A 22,139-nucleotide genomic window follows, 5' to 3' on the forward strand; every position below is an offset into this window, starting at 1 on the left:
CGGGCAGGCCCTGGGCGGCGTAGCTTAGGTGCATGGAGCGGACGGGATGCGCCGTGGTGGGCGGGGGCCCGGCAGGAATGATGCTGGGGCTGCTGCTGGCACGGGCCGGAGTGCATGTGGCAGTCCTGGAAAAGCACCGTGATTTCCTGCGGGATTTCCGTGGCGACACCGTGCATGCGTCCACCATCCGGCTGATCGACGAACTGGGCCTGGGCGCCGGATTCCGGGCCCTCCCGCAGAGCAGGCTGAGCAACGTCGCTGTCCCGGTCCCCGGCAGCGGGCTGGTCACGCTGGCGGCTTTTGACTCCCTGAAGCCCCCGTACAACTACGTGGCCATGATGCCCCAGTGGGACTTCCTGGATTTCCTCGCCTCGGCCGCCGCCGCGGAACCGACGTTCACCCTGCTCATGGAAACGGAAGCCACCGGCCTGGAGTTCGACGGCGGACGCGTCACCGGAGTGCGCTTCCGGTCCACCGCCGGCGGCGCGGAGGGCGCGGAGCAGGTGCTGCACGCCGACGTCGTAGTGGCCGCGGACGGCAGGCATTCAGTGCTGCGACAGGCGGCCGGGATGCGGGCGAAGGAGTACCCGGTGCCCTTTGACACCTGGTGGTTCAAAATCCCGCGCCGCGCCGCCGAGCGCGGCGAAGTCGCCGGGGTGGTCCCCGCCCTGGGGGACCGCGATGCCCTGATCGCCCTCAACCGCACCGACTACTACCAGATGGGATACCTGGCCCCCAAGGGCTCGGATGCCAAAATCCGGGAAGACGGCGTGGAACACTTCCGCCAGCGGGTGGCAGCGCTGCGCCCCGACCTCGCCGACCGCGTTGATTCCATCCGCAGCCTGGCGGACCTGCACTGGCTGGACGTCAGGCTGAACCGGCTGCGGCGCTGGTACGTCGACGGTTTTCTCTGCATTGGGGACGCCGCGCACGCGATGTCCCCCGCGGGCGGGGTGGGCATCAACCTGGCCATCCAGGACGCGGTGGCAGCCGCGGAACGCCTGGCCCCTGATTTGCGCCAAGGGCGCGTGCGGACCAGGACCCTTGCTTCGATCCAGCGCCGCCGCCGCATGCCCACGGTGCTGGTCCAGACCGTGCAGCGGGTGATGCACCGGGTGGTGTTCGTTCCGCTCTTCGCGGGCACACTGTCCGGCGACATGCTGGCCCGGGTGGGTGACCGGAGGCCGTTCTCCATCCAGCGCCTGCTTTTCTTCATCCTCCGCCACAACCCCGTGGTCAAGCGTGTCCTGCCCCGGGTCATTGCGATCGGGCCGCGCCCCGAGCACGCGCCCGGCTTCGCCCGCCCGCTCACCGTCCCGCCACCCACTAAACTTGGGGCCATGACTTCGCCCACTGACACTGCGGTAGACACTGCAGCTGCCCGCGCCCGACTGCTCGAACTGATCAAGGAACTTGCCGTGGTCCGCGGCAAGGTGATCCTCTCCAGCGGAGCCGAGGCCGATTACTACATCGACCTGCGCCGCATCACCCTGCACCATGAGGCGTCCAAGCTGGTGGGCCAGGTAATGCTGGCACTGGCGGACGACGCCGGCATCGACTTCGAGTGCGCCGGCGGGCTCACCATGGGTGCCGACCCCGTCGGCACTGCAGTGATGCACGCTGCCGCTGACGCCGGCCGGACAGTTGACGCGTTCGTGGTCCGGAAGGCCCAGAAGTCCTACGGCATGGGCCGCCAGGTGGAAGGGCCGTCCGTTGAGGGCCGCAAGGTGCTGGTCCTGGAAGACACGTCCACCACAGGCGGCTCCGCGCTGACCGCAGTGGAAGGCGTCCGGAAAGCCGGCGGCAACGTCGTGGCAGTGGCCGTGATCGTGGACCGCGATACCGGCGCCAAGGAAAAGATCGAAGCCGAAACCGGCGTTCCCTACCTGTTCGCATTCGGCAAGGACGAGCTGGGCCTGGACTAGTCCCGTGACGGGGCCGGCCCCGGCGGCCCGCTCCGGGACACATGGGGGACCGGTGTTGGCCTGCCGCTGGTGGCTGATTTATTATTTGCGTTAACACCTTTCAGTTGCTTGGAGATCCTGTATTTTGCTCCCCCCACAACAGCCTTTGAGCGCGACGGACCAAGTCCAGAACCTCATCCTGGAAAGCGCCGATTTCGAGGACTTCCTCAACGAGTTGGCACGCTTCTCCGCGCACCAGATGGCAGGCGACGGCGACGACGCCCTGTGCGGCATCACGCTGCTCCGCGACCGCAAGGCAGCCACCATCGGCTGGAGCAGCGAAGCGGCGCGGGAAGTGGATGAAATCCAGTATTCCCTCGCCCAGGGACCATGCTTGTCCGCGGCACAGGAAGAGCGCGAAGTCTACGTCCCGGACCTTTTGCAGGAGGACCGGTGGGGGCCGGACTATGCGGCTGCCGTTGCCTCCCACGGGTTGCGTTCGGTGCTGTCTCTGCCGTTCAACCTGCAGGGGGAGGCCAAGGCCGCGCTGAACCTCTACTCCGACGCCCCGCGCAAGTTTGACGGCCGGGCGGCGGACAGGGCGCGGGACTTCACCCGGGAAATTTCCGAAGCACTCCGGCTGGCTGTCCGGTTCTCGCTGCACGCAGACAGTGCGACGAACCTGCGGGCCACGCTGGAGTCGCGGACCATCATCGATATCGCCATTGGCATCGTCATGGCGCAGAACCGGTGCAGCCAGGAAGCGGCCGTCGAAATCCTCACCGAGGCGTCCAGCAACAGCAACACCAAACTCCGGGACATCGCCAAGTCGCTGGTGGATTCGGTAGGCGGCACCGCCGGTGCGCGTACCCATTACCAGGAACCGGGCAAAGTCGGCCAGGGTCGGCGGGCCTGAAGGCAGGTTGTGCGGAGGCCCGGTGAGGGTTACGCTAGCGGAGGTTGAGCCGTCGGCCATAGAACCTCTTTTGGAGTACCTATGGACCGCGCGCTAGACGCACTCGTTAACCTTGATGTCCCCGCGGACATCGTCCGGATTGAAGTCCGGGGAGCCCTTCACCACGATTCCCGTGCTGAACTGGTCCACATCATCCGCCGCGTCCGGAGGATGGGCATCCGCTGCCGTATCTGCGTCGATCTCTCGCAGGCTGAACTTGTCGAATCATCCGCGCTGGCAGGTCTCCGCGGCGACCTCAACGCCATGGACACCACGTCCCTGCCGGGCGTCCCCTCCGCCGGGGTGTCCCTTCAGCTCACCCCCGCGGCGCACGACTGGGCACAATGGGACGCCTCCAGCCTCCGCCCGCTCCTGGTGGATGATGACATCAGGGAGCTTTTCCCCGGCGGTGAGTTCGCAGGTGAGTACCCCCAGTTGCCGGTGATGTGGATCGAAGGGCTGTATGGCCGTCCGCTGACGGAATACACGGAGCAGGAACTGCTGCACGCCAGCGACTCCGCTTTTGCCCTGCTGGATAACCCGGACGCCCCCGACGGCGCTGACCTGCTGGGCCGCTACAACGACATTGGCCTGGAGATCCTTCGCCGCCAGCAGGAACCGCAGGCGCCCTTCCCGGCCACGGAGGGGCAGGCCGCCAGCTGACGCTCAGCGTCACCGAACGTTAACATCCGCGGTTGCCGTGGTGACTTTCCCGGGGCTTACGGTAGGAGTGTGCCGTATGAGGGGGAAGTTAATCCACAGAGCCGGCGAGGGGTCTCCGATGCCCGGCTGCTGGCGGAAGCGGCTGCCCTCAAACGCTTTTCGCGGCGTACGTTCCTGGCCGGGGCCGGCGCCTCCGGGCTGCTGGCGGCGGACATGCTGATGACCCGGGAAGTGCAGTCGCAGCGCCGGACTACCAGGATCCTGACCATTGCGGACGACTTCGCCGATGCCTACTACCCGGACGCAAGCTGGTTCCTGTTCCCCGGGTACAAGACCAGCTGGGAAGAAGCGCAGTGGATCCTGAACACGCTCAGGGGCGCACTGAACAAGCGCGCCCGGCTCGCCGCCGTCGGATATTCCAACCTGGGGCTCAATATCACTGAGGTGGTCAACGCGATCACCGACTACATCACTGCCGAGAAGATCACCAAGCTCTTCTTTTACGGGCACAGCTTCGGCGGCATGCTCGCCACCCAGGTGGCGGCCCGGCTCCTGGCCCTGCAGGGCGTCCAGGTGCAGTTCATCCTCCTGGACTCCAGCCCCTACAGCGCCCACGACGTCCTGGACCAAAGCTGGTTCGACGGCGTGGTGTTCCTCTACGAGAGCGGCGTCAGGTTCCCCTCCACCCTGCGCGGCGGGTATGAACTGGGGGAGCGGATCATCCACAAGGACGAACGGAGCTGGCGCCAGATCCTGAACCAGACGCTGGAGCAGCTCTCACCCATTGCCCCGTCCAACGTCCTGGTCCAAACGGAGTCCGCCTACATCTACCACTTCGAGGGAAGCCAGTTCGCCGGCCACCTCGGAACAGCCAAGATGGCCTATATCGGCAACCCCAAAGACGGCACTGTTGACTATGAGACCGCGGCCGAAACCTGGGCGGTGGTGTTCAAGGACAACATGGTCTCCAGCAACCTGCAGACCACGGGTGCGGCGCCCGCCCACGCCAGCCCCGGCTGGAACCCGCAGATCTACCGGCCCCTGGTCACGGAACTGCTGGACGAGTACTTCCCGCTGCCCCGGGGCGGCTCCCGGGTCAGCATCTTCTAGATCTGGTTCTTCAGGTCCGCCACGGAATTCAGCACCTGGTTGGGCCGGAAGGGGTACGCGGCGATGTCGTCCTTGTGCGTGATGCCGCTGAGGACCAGGACGGTGTGCAGGCCTGCCTCCATGCCGGCGATGATGTCCGTGTCCATCCGGTCACCGATCATGGCGGTGGTCTCGGAGTGTGCATCGATCTGGTTCATGGCCGACCGGAACATCATGGGGTTCGGCTTGCCCACAATGTACGGTTCGCGGCCGGTGGCCTTGGTGATGAGGGCCGCGATGGCGCCGGTGGCCGGCATGGGGCCGTCCTTCGACGGGCCTGTGGCGTCCGGGTTCGTGGCAATGAATCGGGCGCCGGCCAGGATCAGGCGGATCGCCATGGTGATTGCCTCAAAAGAGTACGTGCGCGTCTCGCCGAGCACCACGAAGTCCGGGCTCTGGTCGGTGAGGATGAAGCCCGCCTCGTGGAGCGCCGTCGTCAGCCCTGCTTCGCCGATGGTGTAGGCGCGGTTGCCCGATTCCGAGCCACCGGCAGACACCTGGTCCTTCAGGAACTGGGCGGTGGCCAGGGCGGAGGTCCAAATGTTCTCCTCGGGGATCTCCAGCCCGGAAGCGCGCAGGCGTGCGGCGAGGTCGCGGGGCGTGAAGATGGAGTTGTTGGTCAGCACGAGGAAGCGCTTGGAGGTGTCCACCCAGCGCTGGATCAGCTCAGCCGCCCCGGGAATGGGCTGGTTTTCATGGACCAGGACGCCGTCCATGTCCGTCAGCCAGCACTCAATCTCCTGGCCGCTCCGGTATACCGCCGGGTTGCCTGCTACCTGGTCCTCGTCTGCCATGCCCTGCCTCCGCCTGTGATGATTGCCCGAAGAGTCCAGTCTAGTGTTGAAGGGTGAACCAAACGCCCGGCATGACAGACGAACCCGACCACCAGCCCGGGGAGGCCGGACCCGCAAAGGCGGAGGTCGGCGTCGGGCCCTGGGAAGGGGACCTGCCGGAAGGCGACCACTGGGACCCTGACCTGCTGGCGGACGGCGACCGGCGCAACGTCCTGGACAAATACCGCTACTGGAAGCACGAGGCGATCGTCGCGGAGCTGGACTCCCGGCGGCACAACTTCCACGTGGCCATTGAAAACTGGCAGCACGATCTCAACATCGGCACCGTGGTGCGCACCGCCAACGCCTTCCTCGCCAAGGAGGTGCACATCATCGGCCGACGGCGGTGGAACCGGCGCGGCGCCATGGTCACCGACCGCTACCAGCACGTCCGCCACCACCCCACCGTGGAGGACTTCGTCCAGTGGGCGCAGGGGGAGGGGCTGGCGATCATCGGGATCGACATCTTCCCGGACTCGGTGCCCCTGGAGACGTACGAACTGCCGCGCGACTGCGTGCTGGTGTTCGGGCAGGAGGGCCCGGGCCTGACCCCGGAAGTCCACCAGGCGGCCGCCGCCACCCTGTCCATCGAGCAGTTCGGCTCCACCCGGTCCATCAACGCCGCCTCCGCCGCGGCTATTGCCATGCACGCCTGGATCCGGCGGCACGTCTTCAACCAGCACGTGTGAGTATTACCGACCGGTGACCCGAAACACCCTGCCAGCCCGGGAATGGCTAGGATGGTGCCAAGCCGTAAGCGGTCTATTTGAGGGTCATCCACCCACAGACGAAACTCAGCAGAGGAGCCAGCATGCCCATTGCAACCCCAGAGATCTACGCCGAGATGATCGACCGCGCGAAGGCGGGCGGATTCGCCTTCCCCGCCGTCAACGTCACGTCCTCGCAGACGCTGAACGCGGCACTGCGTGGCTTCGCCGAGGCAGAGTCCGACGGCATCGTGCAGGTTTCCACCGGCGGTGCCGCCTACTGGTCAGGTGCCTCCACCAAGGACATGGTGGCCGGTTCCCTGGGCTTTGCTGCCTTCGCCCGCGAGGTGGCCAAGAACTACGGTGTCAACATCGCCCTGCACACGGACCACTGCCCCAAGGACAAGCTGGACGGCTTTGTCCTGCCGCTGCTGGAAGCGTCCGAGGCTGAAGTCAAGGCCGGCCGCAACCCGCTGTTCAACTCCCACATGTGGGACGGCTCCGCAGAGACCCTGCAGGAGAACCTGAAGATCGCCCGCGACCTGCTGGCCCGCACCGCGGCAGCCAAGATGATCCTCGAGGTGGAGATCGGCACCGTCGGCGGCGAGGAAGACGGCGTGGAGAACGCCATCAACGACAAGCTCTACACCACGGTCGAGGACGCCCTGGCCACCATCGACGCCCTCGGCGCTGGTGAAAACGGCCGCTACATCACCGCCCTGACCTTCGGCAACGTGCACGGCGTCTACAAGCCCGGCGGCGTCAAGCTGCGCCCGGAGATCCTCAAGGACATCCAGGCCCAGGTGGGTGCCAAGATCGGCAAGGACAACCCGTTCGACCTCGTGTTCCACGGCGGCTCCGGCTCCTCCGACCAGGAGATCGCCGACGCCGTTTCCTACGGCGTGATCAAGATGAACATCGACACCGACACCCAGTACGCCTACACGCGTCCGGTGGCTGACCACATGTTCAAGAACTACGACGGCGTCCTGAAGGTTGACGGCGAAGTGGGCAACAAGAAGACCTACGACCCCCGCGTCTGGGGCGCCTCCGCCGAAGCCGGCCTGGCAGCCCGCGTGGTGGAAGCCACCAAGCAGCTCGGTTCGGCCGGAAAGACCTTCTAGATGTCGGACGAGTTCCGCCGGAACCTGATGGGGCCGGAGCCCACGCTCCTGCCTGCCGAAACCGAGGTGTACGGGCAGCTGGATGCTGGCCACGAGGCACTGGACCTGGTGGCCAAGCACCCCACGTCCTCGCTGCTCTGGGCTGTGCTCGCCGAAGAAGCATGGGCGGAGGGCCGGATCATCGATTCCTACGCCTACTCCCGCGTCGGCTACCACCGCGGCCTGGACTCGCTGCGCCGCAACGGCTGGCGCGGCGTCGGGCCCATCCCGTGGGAGCACGAGCCCAACCGCGGATTCCTGCGGGCCCTCTACTCCCTGGGCAGGGCTTCCTCTGCCATCGGCGAGGCTGACGAGCCGGAGCGGATCGAAAAGTTCCTCAACGACTCGGACCCCACGGCGAAGGCAGCGATCGAGGGCAAGTTTTAGTCCTTTGCGCTTAAACAACGACGGCGGGTGTTTACCTTTCCAGGAAAGGTAACCACCCGCCGTCGGCCGCTTAAGGCTTGGCGATGCCGGTGCGTGCCATGGCGTCGGCGTAGGCCGCGCGCATGTCCTCGAGGTACTCCTCCTGGCGCGCGGGGGAACCGGCGAAGGCGCGGCCGCTCAGGGAGCGCACCTTGTAGGTCTTCAGGCCACGGCGCCACAGCAGCGGAACTTCGGTCTTCAGGAGTGCGTTGGCCAACCGGTTGGCTTCGGTTCCGTGCGCCACGATGACGGAGGCACGGGGCACCAGGGCCAGGAACTTCAGCAGCGGCTTCAGGCCTGCCTGGATCTGGTCGGGAGTGAACTTGCCGTTGGGCTCACCGGGAACGTGCCAGGGGTGGACGTTCCACGGCATCACGAACTCGGGGCGCAGGCCCAGCTTCCACTGCAGTCCCAGCATGCGGGTCGCGGCGTCCTGGTCCCCGGCCGTGATGAACCCGGACGGGTCCGCCTCGCCAATGTTGGAGAACAGGCTGATGATGCGGCATTCCTCCACGTCGTGCATGGGATCCACATAGGGGACCACGGTTCCGGGCTTGGTCTCCTGCAGGGAATCGCAGAGCTCGTTAACGGCAGCAACGCTGGGGTCGTAGCGGCGGCTCATGAGCTGTTCGTGGAATGTTTCGGGTGCCAGGGCTGTCATGAAGTGCTGGTTCTCCTGCGGGGATTGGCGTTGCTGCCGCCACGGAAACGGGCACGCGGGGGCGCGACACATCAGCGGCGGTTGATTGGGGTGGGCCGATTCCTGGTCGGCCTTACCCAGTTTAGCAAGCCCCGGGAAACGAAACGCCGGTCCCGTGCACCTGACTCTGCCAGGGCACGGAACCGGCGGGCTCCCGCTTCGCCTCTTGAAGCTACCAGAGGCGGCTGGTGGCCCGGCGGGCGCCCTCGCCGAGGGCCTCCAGCTTGGCGAAGGCGATCTGCGGGTGGACCCGGCCGCCCAGGCCGCAGTCGGTGGAGGCGATGACATTCTCACGGCCCACGACGTCGGCAAAGCGGACAATGCGGTCTGCCACCAGGTCCGGGTGTTCCACCACGTTGGTGGCGTGCGAGACGATGCCCGGGATGATCACCTTGCCCTCGGGGAGCTTGGTGTCCTCCCATACCCGCCATTCGTGTTCGTGGCGGACATTGGCTGCCTCGAAGGAGTAGGCGCCGGCGTTAACCTGCAGCACCGATCCGATGATGTCCGCGAAAGGGATGTCGGTGGTGTGCGGACCGTGCCAGGAACCCCAGCAGACGTGCAGCCGGATCTGTTCCTGGGGAAGGTCGCGGAGGGCCCAGTTGGTGGCCTCGACGCGCAGCTGGATGAACTTCAGGTAGTCCTCCAGGCTGGGCTCGGGATTGATCTGGTCCCAGCTCTCGGCCAGGGACGGATCATCGAGCTGCACGGTGAGGCCCGCATCGATGATCGCCTTGTATTCCTCCCGCATGGCATCGGCGCAGGCGTAGACAAGTTCCTCCTCCGACTTGTAGTACTCGTTGGCCACGCGGGCGCAGGAGCCGGGGGAGAGGGACGCTACGAAGCCGTCCGACAACCCGGCCGCTGCGAGGCCGGTCTTCAGGTTCCTGATGTCCGATGCCACCAGGTCCTGGCCCGTGTAGGTCAGGGGTCCGGCGATCTTGGGCTGGGTCACGCTCTTGCGGTGGGACAGGATGCCCGAGGAGGGGTCGTTGTAGGCCTCGTTGAACGCCTGCCGGTCGCGCCGGTCAGGGAATGAGGTCAGGACAATGTTGCCGGGCGAGGAGCGGTGCACCTGGGCATCGGCCCAGCGGTCCACGTTGGTTGGCTCCAGGCCGCCCAGCCGTGCAAAGGAGTAGTTCCACCAGGCACCGTAGTCCACGGAGCTGGACATCGTGTGCCCGTATTCGCCGTCGTTGGGGATATCGATGCCGAGGTCCTTCTGCCGCTGGACCACCTCCACCACGGAGGCCTCCAGAAGTTCCAGGAATTCAGGGGTGACGCCGTCGGTTTCCTTGGCGGCGTTGGCCGCGATGAGTTCCGGGGTGCGGGGCAAGGATCCCGCGTGGGTGACGCGGATGTAGTCGGTGTTCAGGGACATGCTGGAATCTTCCTTTCCATCGGTCCTGGCAGTAGCACCTTCGGCCGGCAGGAATCCTGCTGGACCGTGGTTGCTGCGGCGTCATCGAGCCAGGTCTCTCGGCCGCTCCGGATGGTTCACTCTCACATAAATCCAGATGCCTGCCCCGGGGCAAGTCTGCGCCGCTTTATGTCGCGGCGGGCTGCCCAGCGGCTTTCCTGCCGTTTCCGGAGCCCTGGCGCTGGCCGTCGTAGCAGGACCTGCCCCGCTGGCACACGCTGTGGGCGAAGGCCCCACCTACGACGGCAACGGCCAGATCACCACGTCCAAGCTCGCCACGTACGAACAGATGGTCTCGTTCCTGAAGGACCAGGATGCCCGCCAGTCGGCAATGGAGCTGGAGGTCATCGGGCAGACGGTCAAGGGGCGCGACATCCACTTGGTCAAGTACATTTCGGACCCCGCCAAGCCCACCATCCTGTACCTGACCCAGCAGCACGGCAACGAGCAGCTCACCACCGAGGGCGCCATGGAGTTCATCAAGCACCTGGGGACCGGCAAATCCGCGGACATCCTCAAAGGCGTGAACATCCTGGTGGTGCCCATGCTCAATGCGGACGGCGCCATGGGCGACGTGAACTTCTCCCTGGACAATTACCTCGCAAAGGGGGACCGGCACCTCACCCGCTACAACGCCGAGGGTGTGGACCTGAACCGCGACCATGTGGCCAAGGTCCAGCCGGAGACCCAGGCGCTGCACAACAACGTCATGCGCAAATACCGGATCGACTACATGATCGACCTGCACCACCAGGGCACCCGGGCCGAGCGTGACGGCAAGCTGGTGTCGGGCTCCATCCTGTACCCCACCACCCCCAACGCCGACCCCGCCGTCGTCGAAAAATCCAAGCAGCTCGGCGCGGTGGTCTTCAACAACGTCGACTCCACCGGCTGGGGACACCTGGGCAAGTACCAGGGCGGCAGTGCCGAAACCATCAGCCGCAACGGCATCTCCGTGGAGTACGGCATCGCCACCCTGCTCTTCGAGATGCGCGGCATGTCGGACCACTATTTGGACGGCTATGCACTCGGACAGCGCAGCAACGGCTACCTGATCAAGCAGACCGTCACCACGCTGACCTCCACGGCCGCGGCCATCGCGGACGGGTCCATTGCCGACGCCGACACCTCCTTCTGGAACACGCTAGCCGAACAGACGTCCCGGCCCGCCGGGGAGGCGGAGGACGAATAGGCGGCACCGGCCGCCGCGGCCTTTTGGCAGAAAGGACCGCGGCGGGCCACAACAGTGGACAAAGTGCCCCATCGGCTAAACTTGGGTGGTAAGAGCCCCGGAACTCTTGCTTCGCTGCGCCGTGCTGCGGCTGTGCGAAGGCCGGTATGTTCGGGGCATTCTCATGAACGGCGCTGCATGGGCCCGCCACCTGGTGGCCGGCCCGGGCAGTCCGAACGAATGGGGGAGGATCCCATGCCAGCAATTGTGATCGTAGGAGCCCAGTGGGGCGACGAAGGAAAAGGCAAGGCCACCGACCTGCTGGGCGGCCGTGTTGACTACGTCGTCAAGCCCAACGGCGGCAACAACGCCGGGCACACCGTCGTCGTAGGCGGTGAAAAGTACGAACTCAAGCTGCTGCCGGCAGGCATTCTCAGCCCCAACGCCGTTCCCATCATCGGCAACGGCTGCGTGGTGAACCTGGAGGCCCTCTTCCAGGAAATCGACGGACTCCAGGCGCGCGGCGCCGACACCTCAAAACTGCGGGTCTCCGCCAACGCCCACCTGGTGGCCCCGTACCACCAGGTGCTGGACAAGGTGACCGAGCGCTTCCTGGGCAGCCGTGCCATTGGCACCACCGGCCGCGGCATCGGCCCTGCCTACATGGACAAGGTGGCCCGGCTGGGCATCCGCGTCCAGGACGTCTTCGACGAATCGATCCTCCGCCAGAAGGTGGAAGGCTCGCTGCGCCAGAAGAACGAACTCCTGGTCAAGGTCTACAACCGCCGCAGCGTTGTGGTGGACGAGATCGTGGAGTACTTCCTGTCCTTCGCCGAGCGGCTCCGCCCGCTGGTCATCGACAGCACCCTGGTCCTGAACTCGGCGCTGGACGAGGGCAAGGTAGTCCTGATGGAGGGCGGCCAGGCAACGTTCCTGGACGTGGACCACGGCACCTACCCGTTCGTGACCTCCTCCAACCCCACCGCCGGTGGCGCCTCGGTGGGTTCCGGCATTGGCCCCACCCGGATTTCGCGTTCCATCGGCATCATCAAGGCCTACACCACCCGCGTTGGTGCCGGGCCGTTCCCCACTGAGCTTTTCGATGAGATGGGCATGTACCTGCAGAAGACCGGCGGTGAATTCGGCGTCAACACCGGCCGCCCGCGCCGCTGCGGCTGGTACGACGCCGTCCTGGCACGGCACGCTTCGCGCGTGAACGGTTTCACGGACTACTTCGTCACCAAGCTGGACGTCCTGACCGGCATCGAGCAGATCCCGGTGTGCGTGGCCTACGACGTCGACGGTGTCCGGCATGACGAGATGCCCATGACGCAGACCGAGTTCCACCACGCCAAGCCGATCTTCGAGTACTTCGACGGCTGGACCGAGGACATCACGGGAGCCCGGACGCTGGCCGACCTCCCCGAGAATGCCCGCAACTACGTGCTGGCGCTGGAGAAGCTCTCCGGAACCCGGTTCTCCGCGATCGGCGTTGGCCCGGACCGCGACCAGACCATCGTGGTGAACGACCTCATCAACGACTGACTTGTGGGCCCCGCCTGCAAGGGAGCGGGTGGGGATTACGACGGCGGCAGGCCACCTTTTGCAGGTGGCCTGCCGCTTGTTTTTGCTGGCGGAAAGCGAATTTACACAGGCTTAACGCGCGCGGTCTTGTGAGGCTTCCGGTGCCGCGGCCAGACTCGTCTGTACAACCTGGTGCCCAAGGAAGGATCGTCATGGCCGGAAAATTTGAAGCATTCATCGACGCTGATTCGTTTTTCCGGTTCCGTCTCCTGGCTCCGGACGGGGCCGTTATCGCCGTCTCCGGCCCCTTCGAGGACAAAGCCGCTGTGGCGGCAGGGATCGCCGCGGTGCGTGAATGTGCCGGGACCGGCCTGGTTACCGACCTGTGCCCCGCCGGAACCGTAGCCCGTCCCGCGCCTGCACCCGCTGCGGCTGCTGCCGCTGTTCCGGCCGGGCTGCCCGCCGCCGTTGTGCCCGTGTGCGGAGAGGAACGCGCGCCCTCCACGCGGCACGCCTTTGCACTGGCCAATACGCCGCGCCGGCATGCCACGGCCCCCCGGTGGACCAGGACAGCAACCCGCTGACGGACGGGGAAGAAAGTTTTCAAAAGTTTTTTTGAAAGCGCGTAACCCTTTGGGGGTCCCCGGCGATTACCCCTATGAAGTGCCGGTCTGGAACCTGTCCCCCATCACGTTCCAGGCCGGCTCTTTTGTCTTTCCGCAAGGGTGGCCGCACCGCCTGGCCCGGCACCGGCCCTGTTTCCGGCGCCGTGGCGGTTCCGGCGGGGTGGTTACCTGAGGGTAAAGTAAGGGCAGCGTTCCGGATGTACTGAACGCCCGCCTTGCCAACACCCTTCTTTGACGGAAAGCACTACGTCAGTGACCGATGCACAGACAGACGAGGCTCCGGACCAGCCGCTTTCCGGGACTGCCGCCTTCAGCCTTGTCTACAAGACCTACGCATCACAGGTGCTGGGCTACCTCACAGCCCGGGGAGTCGAGGATCCGGAGGCCGCCATGCAGGAAGTGTTCCTTTCCGTGCTGCCCCGCCTCCACACCGTGCACGGCGGCGAATCCGGCCTGCGGACTTTTATCTTCTCCGTTGCCCACGCCCGCATGGTGGATGACCACCGGCGGCAAAGCCGGACCCCGGTCAAGCTGCCCTTCGAGCCCGAGCTCGACCAGCGGGTAGACACCTCAGCGGAAAAGGAAGCCCTGCAGCGCATTTCGCCCCAGGAGGTCCTGACGCTGCTGGACGGTCTGCCGCAGGACCAGCGGGACGTCCTGTCGCTGCGCCTGGTGGGAGGCCTCACGGTGGAACAGACGGCCGAGACCATGGAAAAGAGCGCCGGTTCGGTGAAGCAGCTTCAGCGGCGCGCATTGTTGAAACTCCGGGAACTCGCCGCAGTGAAGGAGTACCTCGCGCCATGACACCCGCCTCGGAAAACCGCGCCGCCCTTGTTGATGACATGCTGCTGGACGCCGGCTGCCAGCTGGATGCGGACCTTCGCAACGCCCTGCTGTCGCTGGGCACCCTGGCTTCGCTGCCCGCACCGGCACCCAGCGGTGAGCTTGCCGCACTGCTCACGGCAGGGGAGCCGGGCGGGGAAGCAGCTGAACAGGCAGCTGAAGAGGCACCCGAACAGCCCGGTGGACAGGCCGATGGACAGGCCGATGCGCAGCCGGGGGACGAACTGGCGCGCCGCCGCCGGCGCCACCGTCCCACCGCGCTGGGCCTGGTGCTGGTGGCCGGGATGGGGCTGGGCGTGGGCGGGGTAGCCGCCAGCTCCAGCACTTCCGGAACAAGTCCCGTGGAGCACCTGCTGGAGGATTGGGCGCCCTGGAACGGTACAGCCGGGGAACCGTCCGCCGCCGGTTTCAGCTACCGGGGTCCCCAGATGGCTTCCGACGGGGACCTTGCCGCTGCCGGCTCACCTGCACCCGGTGGGTCCGCCGATGCCGCAAACCTTGCCTCCAGCCTCCTTCGGGATCCTGCCGGCTCCTCCCGCCACACAGGACGGGCGCACACCGGGTTGCCGCCGTGCGTCGGCCCGGTCAAACACGAGGCCGGCGCCGAAGCGTGCACGCCCGCGGCTCCCGGGACTTCTTTCCAGAGCAATGGACTTGGCAGGGGCAAGGAGAATCCCGGCGCCGCGACGGACGGGATGCCGGCAGGGCAAGGGGCTTCCGGGCCGGCGAAGGCCGGACTCCCGGCGGCCAGCACCGGGCCGTCAGCCGGGGATGCAGCCGCCGAGGCACTAAAGGCGCCGGGCTCCGCGGCCAACGCAATACTGGGACAGGGCCAAACAGGCTCCCAGGCGGCAGGACAGGGAGCCGGGCCCAAGCCCACGTCTCCGGCGAAATAGCCGAAACACAGCAACAGCGGGCCCGTCGGACGGACCCGCTGTCGCCTCATGCAGTCGCCGGTCAGGCCATTACCTGGCGCTTGGAGGAAATCACGCCGGTATCGAAGCCGGCCAGGTGGAGTCCGCCGTGGAAGCGCGCGTGCTCGATCTTCACGCAGCGGTCCATCACCACGTTGAGCCCCGCGGCTTCCGCGCCTGCCGCGACGCCTTCGTGCCAGGAACCCAGTTGCAGCCAGAGTGTTTTGGCGCCGGCGGCCACAGCCTCGTCCAGGACGCCCGGAAGGTCGTCGTGCTTGCGGAACACGTCAACGATGTCCGGGCTCTCCGGCAGGTCCGCCAGGGACGCATACGTGGGCTGGCCCAGGATCTCCTTGACCACCGGGTTCACGAAGTACACCTTGTAGCGGGTGGAGGACAGCAGGTACGTGGCCACGAAGTAGCTGGCCCGCGACGGCTTGTCAGAGGCTCCAACAATGGCAATGGATGTCGCCTGCCGGAGCAGGGCCAGCCGCTCAGGTGCCGACGGGCCGGACCAGGTGCGTTCGGCGGTGCTCATGCGTTTGCTCCGATCGTGCAGGCGCCTGCGGGTTCTTGGGCGACGGCGGCGTCCCGGGCCGCGGCGTTGGAGGCTTCGGTGAGTGCCTGGTCCAGATCCCACAGGATGTCCTCGATATCCTCGAGGCCCACCGAGATGCGGACCAGGTCCTCCGGCACGCCCGCGGATTCCAGCTGGGCTGCGCTGAGCTGCTGGTGGGTGGTGGAGCCGGGGTGGATCACGAGGGTCCGGGAGTCACCCACGTTGGCCAGGTGGGAGGCCAGCTGCAGGGACTCGATGAACTTCTGCCCTGCGGCGCGCCCACCTTTGACCCCGAAGGAGAACACCGAGCCCGGGCCAAGCGGCAGGTACTTCCGGGCCCGTTCGAAGTGCGGGTGGGAAGGCAGGCCGGAGTAGTTGACGTAGGCCACCCGCTCATCGTTTTCCAGCCATTCGGCCACGGCCTGCGCGTTCTTCAGGTGCTCGTCGAGCCGCTGTGCCAGGGTCTCAACGCCCTGGAGCAGCTGGAACGCCGATTGCGGCGAAAGGGCCGGACCGATGTCCCGCAGCTGCTCGCTGCGCAGCTTGGTGAGGAACCCGTACTCGCCGAAGTTGCCCCACCAGGAGACGTTGCCGTAGGACGCCACGGGCTCGGTCATGGTGGGGAACTTGCCGTTGCCCCAGTTGAACCGGCCACTCTCCACCACGACGCCGCCCAGGGTGGTGCCGTGCCCGCCCAGGAACTTGGTGGCGGAGTGGATCACGATGTCGGCACCGTGTTCGATGGGCCGCACCAGGTACGGCGTGCTCAAGGTGGCGTCGACCACCAGGGGGATGCCGGCGTCGTGTGCCACCTTGGCCAGCCCCGCCAGGTCCTGGACCTCCGACGACGGGTTGGCCACCACCTCCACGAAGATCGCCTTGGTGTTCTCCCGCACTGCCGCGGCATAGTCGGCGGGGTCGGTTCCGGCAACAAAGGTGGTGTCCACGCCGAACCGGCGCAGGGTGACATCGAGCTGGGTCACGGTGCCGCCGTAAAGCTGGGAGGCTGCCACGATGTGATCGCCCGCCTGGGTCAGGGCGGCGAAGGTGATGAACTCCGCTGCCATGCCCGACGCCGTAGCAACCGCTCCGATGCCGCCTTCGAGGGACGCGATGCGCTCCTCGAACGCCGCGACGGTGGGGTTGCCGATGCGGGAGTAGATGTTGCCGTACTTCTGGAGGGCGAACAGGTTGGCGGCGTCGTTGGTGTCCTTGAAGACGAAGGACGTGGTCTGGTAGATGGGTACGGCGCGGGCGCCGTGTTCGGCGTCGGGGGTGCCGCCGGCGTGCAGGGCGCGGGTGCGGAACCCGAAGGTGCGCTCAGCCATCAGACAGCCACGGCTTCGGCGGCAACCGGGGTGCCGGATGGGCCCACGCCCGCAGGGTTCCCTGGCCGAGCTTGCGAGGCTAGGGGGCGGGTGGGGACCAATTCGGTGCCGTTCCTGCGGGCCAGGTCCGCCTCAAGCTCCCGGACGATCGGCAGGATGTCGCGGCCGAACGCCGCCACCTCCTCCTGGAAGTGCAGGTAGCCGGTGAGGAACAGGTTCACACCGATCTTCTTGTACTCCACGATGCGCTCGGCGATCTGCTCCGGGGTGCCGATGAGCTGGGTCTTGAAGCCGTCGTTGTACTGGACCAGGTCCTCGAAGGTGGAGTCGGCCCACATGCCCTTGCCGTCCTTGGTGGAGGCACCGGCTTCCTGCACCGCATCGCGGAAGCCCTGGACGGCGGGTTTGTGCGCCTTTTCCACGATCTCGCGCAGGGTGTCCCGGGCTTCCTTTTCGGAGTCGCGGGCGATGACGAACCCGTTGAGGCCGAACCGGGGTGCGGCCAGCTGCCCTTCGGCGCCGCGGCCGGTTTCGCCGGCAGCGGCCACCACGCCGGCGATGTTGTCCTTGAAACCCTCAAGGTCCTTGCCGTTGGAGAAGTACCAGTCCGCCACGCGGCCGGCGGTGGCCTGGGCCGCCGTCGAGTTTCCGCCGAAGAAGATCTCGGGGTGGGCGCGGCCGGGGACGTCCACGGGGGCCGGGTTCAGGGTGAAGTCGGTGATGTTGTAGTACTTGCCGGACTGGCTGTAGTCCTTTTCGGTCCACAATCCGCGCAGGACGTTGATGAATTCCTCGGTGCGGACGTAGCGCTCGTCGTGCTCCAGCCACTCCAGGCCGAAGTTGGTGAACTCGCTCTTCAGCCAGCCGGAGACGATGTTGACGGCGGCACGGCCGTTGGAGATGTGGTCGGCGGTGATGATGTACTTCGCCAGCACGCCCGGGTGCCACATGCCCGGGTGGACCGCGGCGATGACCTTCAGGCGCTCCGTGGCGGCCAACAGGGCCAGGCTGAACGACGTCGCCTCGTGCTGCTTGTCCGCGCCGTAGGAGGCGGCGTAGCGCGTCTGCGTCAGGGCATATTCGAAGCCGGACTCCTCGGCGATGCGCGCCAGTTTTTTGTTGTAGTCGAAGTCCCAGCCGGTGCGCTGTTCGATGGTGGATACCACCAGGCCGCCGGAGACGTTGGGCACCCAGTAGGCGAACTTGAGCGGTTCGGAGAGTCGTGCGACGTTGCTGATCTCGGTCATGAATTTTCCTTCGGTAGGGCCCGCTGGCGCAGGACGTCCTGGATACCGGCGATGGCCGGTTCGTTCTGGAGGGAGGTTGTGTCGCCCAGCGCAGTTCCCTCGAACAGCTGGGTGAGCAGCCGGCGCATGATCTTGCCGCTGCGGGTCTTGGGGACATCGGGAACCACGACGACGTCGCGTGGCTTGGCGATGGGGCCGATCTCCTTGGCCACGTGGTTCCGGAGCTCGTCGATACAGTCTGCCGGGGCCCCGGCCTTCAGCACGACGAAGGCCACCACCGCGTGGCCGGTCTTCGGATCCGCCACCGGGCAGACGCCGGCCTCCACCACGTCCGGGTGCGACACCAGGGCGGACTCGATCTCGATGGTGGAGAGCAGGTGGCCGGAGACGTTCAGGGTGTCATCCACGCGGCCCAGAATCCAGATGTCGCCGTCGGCGTCGTACTTGGCGCCGTCGCCGGCGAGGAACCAGCCCTGGTCCGCGTACTTGCTCCAGTAGGAGTCGAAGTAGCGGCGCGGGTTGCCCCAGACGGTGCGCGCGATGGCGGGCCCGGGGGAGTCAACCACGATGTATCCCTGCACGCCCGGCGCAACGGTGTTGCCGCCGTCGTCCACGATCCTGGTGCTGACTCCCGGCAGGGGACGGGCGGCGCAGCCGGGCTTGAAGCTGCTGTCCGTCGGCGCGGGGGAGAGGATGGTGGCCCCGGTTTCGGACTGCCACCATGTGTCCACCACCGGTGCGGTGCAGGCGCCCACGTTGTTCCGTAGCCAGCGCCAGGCCTCGGGGTTGACCGCTTCCCCCACGGTCCCCAGCAGGCGGATGGAGGACAGGTCGTAGGTGTCCGGTACACCGTCCGGGAACCAGCCCATGAGGGACCGGACCAGGGTGGGTGCCGTGTAGTACTGGGTTACGCCGTAGCGTTCGATGACCTCAAAATGCCGGCCCGGGTGCGGGGTGTTGGGAGTGCCTTCGAAGATCACCTGCGTCACGCCGTTGGACAGCGGGCCGTAGATCTCGTAGGTGTGGGCCGTGACCCAGGCGAGGTCGGCCGTGCACCAGTGCACGTCGCGGTCGCGGAGGGCCGGATCCGGGTTGCTGAACAGGTGCTCGAAGCTCCACGAGGCCTGCGTCAGGTAGCCGCCGGAGGTGTGCACCAGCCCCTTGGGCTTCCCGGTGGTCCCGGACGTGTACATGATGAACAGCGGCGTTTCGGCGTCGAAAGCCTCCGGCTCGTGGACGTCCGGGGCGTTTCCGACGACGTCATGCCACCACACGTCGCGGCCTGCGGTCATGGGGACGGCGGCCAGGCCGTTGGCAGGGGTGGTGCGGTTGACCACCAGGACGTGCTCGATGGCATTGTCCCCGGCGACGGCGGCGTCCGCGTTGTCCTTCACGGGAACGGCCACGCCGCGGCGGAACTGGCCGTCGGTGGTGACCAGGAGCTTGGCGCCGGTGTCCTCCACCCGGAACTTCAGCGCTTCGGCCGAGAAACCGCCGAACACCAGGGAGTGGATGGCGCCGATCCGGGCCACGGCGAGCGTGATGATGACTGTCTCGGGGATGACCGGGAGGTAGATGACCACGCGGTCACCCTTGGTGATGCCCAGGGCCAGGAGCGCATTGGCGGCTTTGGCCACCTCGCGCTGGAGTTCGGCGTACGTGATGGACCTGCGGTCGCCCGGCTCACCTTCGAAGTGGAGGGCCACCTTGGCGCCGCGGCCGGCCGCCACGTGGCGGTCCACGCAGTTGGCGGCGACGTTGAGCGTGCCGCCCTCGAACCAGGTGATCTCCGGGCCGCGGGCAGCCTCCGGGTCTGCCGGAAGCCAGCGGTGCGCCGTGTGCCAAGGTGTGTCCCAGTCCAGACGCAGCGCCTGCTGCTCCCAAAAGGCAACATTGTCAGGGTGGACCCCCGCGTTCAGGTCCATCGTTTCAGCGGCGCTCAAGCCCATCGTTTCACCGCCCATTTTTCAGCCAGGCCCAGCAGGGCATCGGTAATTTTTCCAATGACGGCGAGCATCACGATGGCCAGGAGCAGCCGGTCAGTTCGGCCGTTGTTTTGCGAGTCGATCAATAGGAAGCCCAGGCCCATGGAGGAAGCGATCAGCTCAGCGGCCACCAGGAAAAGCCAGGCCTGGGCCAGGGCCAGGCGCAGCCCCGAGAACACTGCGGGGACCACCGCGGGAAGCTGCACGGTGGTCAGCAGCCGCACCCCCTTCAGGCCGAAAGCGCGGGCGGCTTCCACCAGGTTCCGGTCCACGTGGCGCAGTGCCAGGGACACGGTGGTGAACACCGGGAAGAACGCGCCGATGATGATGAGGGTGACCTTGGAGTCCTCGCCGATCTTCATCCACAGGATCAGCAGCGGCACCCAGGCGAGCGATGGCACCGCCCGCAGTGCGCCGATGGTGGGTGCCAGCAGGGCGTCGGCCAGTTTGGACAGGCCCACGGTGGCGCCCAGGACCAGGCCCAGGACGGCTCCCACCAGGAACCCGATGAGGACCCGCTGGGTGGAGATGGCGATGTGGGTGCCCAGCTCGCCGCGTTCCACGAGCTCGCCGGCAGCAGCCAGCACCATGGCGGGCGGAGGCAGCTGGACCACGGTGAACATACCGTTCGTGGAGGCCACCTGCCATGCTGCCAGCAGCGCAACGGGAATGATGAGGCCAAGGGGCAGACGCGCCCAGTTCCTGGAACGGACTCCGGCGGGAGACCATCCCGGTGCCGGAGCGGATGCCGTAGCGGCGCCCGTCTGGGCGGCGTCTGCCGCGGTTGCGGCGGCGGCTGCAGCACGCCCGTCCGCAACACTGCCGCTGGTGGTCTTCGGCTCTCCTGGGTAGCTCATCAGGAGGCCTTGATGGCTGACGGATCAGCCTTCTTCACCAGCGAGTCGTCGAGAAGGGAGCCCACGGCGTCGTCAATCTGCTTCTGCGTTTTGACGTCACCTGTTTCCACGAAGGTGGGGCCGATCTTCTCCAATACTTTGCGCTGCGCGTCACCGGGCGCGGGGTCCACGCCCAGGTTGCTTCGCTCCAAAACCACGGTCTTAGCCACGGCGAGGTCCAGTCCGGCTACGTCGGCCAGGATCTGGGCGGTCTGGTCCGGGTTCTGCGCCGCCCATGCGCGCGCCTTTTCATAGGCGTTCACCACGGCCTGGGCCAGCTCAGGTTTGTTCTTGAGGAACGATTCGGTGGCGTTCAGGAAGCCGTAGGTGTTGAAGTCCAGGTTGCGGTAGAACAGCTTGGCGCCCTTCTGCTCCGCCCCGGCCATGATGGGGTCCAGCCCGGACCAGGCCTGGACCGAGCCGTTTTCCAGGGCGGTGCGGCCGTCCGCGTGCTGCAGGTTCTGGACGGTCACGTCACCGGGCTTGAGGCCGGCCTGCTCGAGTGCCTGGAGCAGGAAGAAATAGGGGTCGGTGCCCTTGGTGGCGGCCACGGACTTGCCCTTGAGGTCGGCCACGGAGGAGATGTCCGAGCCGGCGGGTGCCACCAGGGCCGCCCACTCGGGCTGGGAGTAGATGTCGATGGTCTTGATTTCCGAGCCGTTGGCCCGGGCCAGCAGCGCTGCGGATCCGGCGGTGGAACCTACGTCGATGGCGCCGGAGCGGAGGGCTTCGTTGGCTTTGTTGGAGCCGGCGGACTGAACCCAGTTCACGGTGACGCCCTGGTCTTTGAGGCTGGCCTCGAGCCAGCCCTGCTTCTTGATGACCAGGCTCAGCGGGTTGTAGGTGGCGAAGTCGATGTTGAGCGTTCCGCCTTTGCTACTACCGGCCGCTGCCGCGCTGCCGGAGGAGCCTTCCCCGGCGACGCAGCCGGTGAGTGCCAGGACCGCGGAGGCAGCAAGGGCTGCTGCGCCAAGGATTGAACGGCGGGTGATGGGCAATGCGTGCGGCATGGGTTTCCTTTGGAAGCGGGTGATGGAACGGTGCGGAGAAGAAGCGGCCGGCCGGGTGCCGGGGAGTGGAGCGTGAAGTACGACGGCGGCAGGCACCAACCGGGGGCGGTGGCGGT

21 protein-coding genes, 1 pseudogene and 1 riboswitch are annotated in these 22,139 nt (G+C 66.7%); of the genes and pseudogenes, 13 read left to right on the forward strand and 9 right to left on the reverse strand.

The features are described 5' to 3' along the window. Positions 1-32 precede the first annotated feature (32 nt). The 5 genes and pseudogenes from MRBLMD1_RS09430 to MRBLMD1_RS09450 all read left to right on the forward strand — a co-directional run. Positions 33-1,292 (forward strand): annotated as a pseudogene (locus MRBLMD1_RS09430) (FAD-dependent oxidoreductase); the annotation flags it as partial. A 48-nt stretch (positions 1,293-1,340) separates the two neighbouring features. Beyond that, positions 1,341-1,925 carry an orotate phosphoribosyltransferase gene (pyrE, locus tag MRBLMD1_RS09435; protein ID WP_200830744.1) on the forward strand — a complete coding sequence of 195 codons (585 nt, stop codon included), beginning with the start codon at positions 1,341-1,343 and terminating at the stop codon, positions 1,923-1,925. Positions 1,926-2,070: 145 nt separating this feature from the next. Beyond that, positions 2,071-2,820 (forward strand): GAF and ANTAR domain-containing protein, encoded by a 750-nt coding sequence (locus MRBLMD1_RS09440; protein WP_224024702.1) that lies wholly within the window; start codon positions 2,071-2,073, stop codon positions 2,818-2,820. Positions 2,821-2,901: 81 nt separating this feature from the next. Then, entirely contained in the window at positions 2,902-3,522 is a 621-nt protein-coding gene (locus MRBLMD1_RS09445; protein WP_159633572.1) for a hypothetical protein, read from the forward strand. Between the two features lie 69 nt (positions 3,523-3,591). Then, positions 3,592-4,632 (forward strand): thioesterase domain-containing protein, encoded by a 1,041-nt coding sequence (locus MRBLMD1_RS09450; RefSeq protein ID WP_159633569.1) that lies wholly within the window; start codon positions 3,592-3,594, stop codon positions 4,630-4,632. Here MRBLMD1_RS09450 and MRBLMD1_RS09455 read toward each other — a convergent pair. After that, complete coding sequence (locus MRBLMD1_RS09455) at positions 4,629-5,465, reverse strand: HAD-IIA family hydrolase (protein ID WP_364399021.1); 837 nt, start codon at positions 5,463-5,465, stop codon at positions 4,629-4,631. The two genes, MRBLMD1_RS09450 and MRBLMD1_RS09455, sit on opposite strands and share 4 nt — an antisense overlap. Before the next feature lie 71 nt (positions 5,466-5,536). Between MRBLMD1_RS09455 and MRBLMD1_RS09460 the strand changes: the two genes are divergently transcribed. The 3 genes from MRBLMD1_RS09460 (at position 5,537) to MRBLMD1_RS09470 (ending at position 7,761) form a co-directional block, all read left to right on the forward strand. Beyond that, positions 5,537-6,193 carry a TrmH family RNA methyltransferase gene (locus tag MRBLMD1_RS09460; protein WP_224024707.1) on the forward strand — a complete coding sequence of 219 codons (657 nt, stop codon included), beginning with the start codon at positions 5,537-5,539 and terminating at the stop codon, positions 6,191-6,193. A 122-nt stretch (positions 6,194-6,315) separates the two neighbouring features. Next, complete coding sequence (fbaA, locus tag MRBLMD1_RS09465) at positions 6,316-7,335, forward strand: class II fructose-bisphosphate aldolase (protein WP_141158310.1); 1,020 nt, start codon at positions 6,316-6,318, stop codon at positions 7,333-7,335. Then, positions 7,336-7,761 (forward strand): DUF3151 domain-containing protein, encoded by a 426-nt coding sequence (locus MRBLMD1_RS09470; protein ID WP_364399024.1) that lies wholly within the window; start codon positions 7,336-7,338, stop codon positions 7,759-7,761. It abuts the gene before it with no gap. 70 nt (positions 7,762-7,831) lie between these two features. Here MRBLMD1_RS09470 and MRBLMD1_RS09475 read toward each other — a convergent pair whose 3' ends face one another. Continuing rightward, entirely contained in the window at positions 7,832-8,461 is a 630-nt protein-coding gene (locus MRBLMD1_RS09475; RefSeq protein WP_159633557.1) for a uracil-DNA glycosylase, read from the reverse strand. 211 nt (positions 8,462-8,672) lie between these two features. Beyond that, positions 8,673-9,881, reverse strand: a complete 1,209-nt coding sequence (locus tag MRBLMD1_RS09480; RefSeq protein WP_364399026.1) for a cobalamin-independent methionine synthase II family protein — start codon at positions 9,879-9,881, stop codon at positions 8,673-8,675. A gap of 13 nt (positions 9,882-9,894) precedes the next feature. Continuing rightward, a riboswitch (SAM riboswitch) is annotated at positions 9,895-9,999 on the reverse strand. 18 nt (positions 10,000-10,017) lie between these two features. On the opposite strand from MRBLMD1_RS09480, the gene MRBLMD1_RS09485 reads away from it, so the two are divergent. The 5 genes from MRBLMD1_RS09485 (at position 10,018) to MRBLMD1_RS09505 (ending at position 14,980) form a co-directional block, all read left to right on the forward strand. Continuing rightward, positions 10,018-11,112, forward strand: coding sequence for a M14 family zinc carboxypeptidase (locus MRBLMD1_RS09485; protein WP_364399028.1), 1,095 nt, complete (start codon positions 10,018-10,020; stop codon positions 11,110-11,112). 234 nt (positions 11,113-11,346) lie between these two features. Then, on the forward strand, positions 11,347-12,636 hold the full coding sequence (locus tag MRBLMD1_RS09490) for an adenylosuccinate synthase (protein WP_175319083.1): 1,290 nt from the start codon (positions 11,347-11,349) through the stop codon (positions 12,634-12,636). A gap of 191 nt (positions 12,637-12,827) precedes the next feature. Further along, positions 12,828-13,199 carry a YegP family protein gene (locus tag MRBLMD1_RS09495; RefSeq protein WP_255174311.1) on the forward strand — a complete coding sequence of 124 codons (372 nt, stop codon included), beginning with the start codon at positions 12,828-12,830 and terminating at the stop codon, positions 13,197-13,199. A gap of 294 nt (positions 13,200-13,493) precedes the next feature. Continuing rightward, positions 13,494-14,045, forward strand: a complete 552-nt coding sequence (locus MRBLMD1_RS09500) for an RNA polymerase sigma factor (protein WP_364399031.1) — start codon at positions 13,494-13,496, stop codon at positions 14,043-14,045. Further along, positions 14,042-14,980 carry a hypothetical protein gene (locus MRBLMD1_RS09505; protein WP_364399033.1) on the forward strand — a complete coding sequence of 313 codons (939 nt, stop codon included), beginning with the start codon at positions 14,042-14,044 and terminating at the stop codon, positions 14,978-14,980. Before MRBLMD1_RS09500 ends, MRBLMD1_RS09505 begins: the two co-directional genes overlap by 4 nt. Positions 14,981-15,041: 61 nt before the next feature. Here the strand turns inward: MRBLMD1_RS09505 and MRBLMD1_RS09510 are convergent, their stop codons facing one another. Genes MRBLMD1_RS09510 through MRBLMD1_RS09535 form a run of 6 tightly spaced genes read right to left on the reverse strand, consistent with a single transcriptional unit; the run spans position 15,042 to position 22,023 of the window. Then, on the reverse strand, positions 15,042-15,536 hold the full coding sequence (locus MRBLMD1_RS09510) for a CoA-binding protein (RefSeq protein ID WP_364399035.1): 495 nt from the start codon (positions 15,534-15,536) through the stop codon (positions 15,042-15,044). Then, on the reverse strand, positions 15,533-16,885 hold the full coding sequence (locus MRBLMD1_RS09515; protein ID WP_364399037.1) for an O-acetylhomoserine aminocarboxypropyltransferase/cysteine synthase family protein: 1,353 nt from the start codon (positions 16,883-16,885) through the stop codon (positions 15,533-15,535). The genes MRBLMD1_RS09510 and MRBLMD1_RS09515 overlap by 4 nt, the downstream gene beginning before the upstream one ends. Next, complete coding sequence (sfnG, locus tag MRBLMD1_RS09520) at positions 16,885-18,132, reverse strand: dimethylsulfone monooxygenase SfnG (protein ID WP_364399039.1); 1,248 nt, start codon at positions 18,130-18,132, stop codon at positions 16,885-16,887. The genes MRBLMD1_RS09515 and sfnG overlap by 1 nt, the downstream gene beginning before the upstream one ends. Next, positions 18,129-20,081 (reverse strand): acetate--CoA ligase, encoded by a 1,953-nt coding sequence (acs, locus tag MRBLMD1_RS09525; protein WP_414703685.1) that lies wholly within the window; start codon positions 20,079-20,081, stop codon positions 18,129-18,131. Before acs ends, sfnG begins: the two co-directional genes overlap by 4 nt. Further along, a complete protein-coding gene (locus MRBLMD1_RS09530; protein WP_255174317.1) occupies positions 20,072-20,974 on the reverse strand; it encodes an ABC transporter permease in 903 nt (300 codons plus the stop codon). Before MRBLMD1_RS09530 ends, acs begins: the two co-directional genes overlap by 10 nt. Continuing rightward, the gene (locus MRBLMD1_RS09535) at positions 20,974-22,023 is read right to left on the reverse strand and encodes an aliphatic sulfonate ABC transporter substrate-binding protein (protein WP_364399042.1); all 1,050 of its coding nucleotides are present in this window, start codon (positions 22,021-22,023) and stop codon (positions 20,974-20,976) included. The genes MRBLMD1_RS09530 and MRBLMD1_RS09535 overlap by 1 nt, the downstream gene beginning before the upstream one ends. Between the last annotated feature and the right edge of the window lie 116 nt (positions 22,024-22,139).

Origin of the sequence: Pseudarthrobacter sp. LMD1-1-1.1 (genome assembly GCF_040676255.1) — a bacterium.
GTDB lineage: Bacteria > Actinomycetota > Actinomycetes > Actinomycetales > Micrococcaceae > Arthrobacter.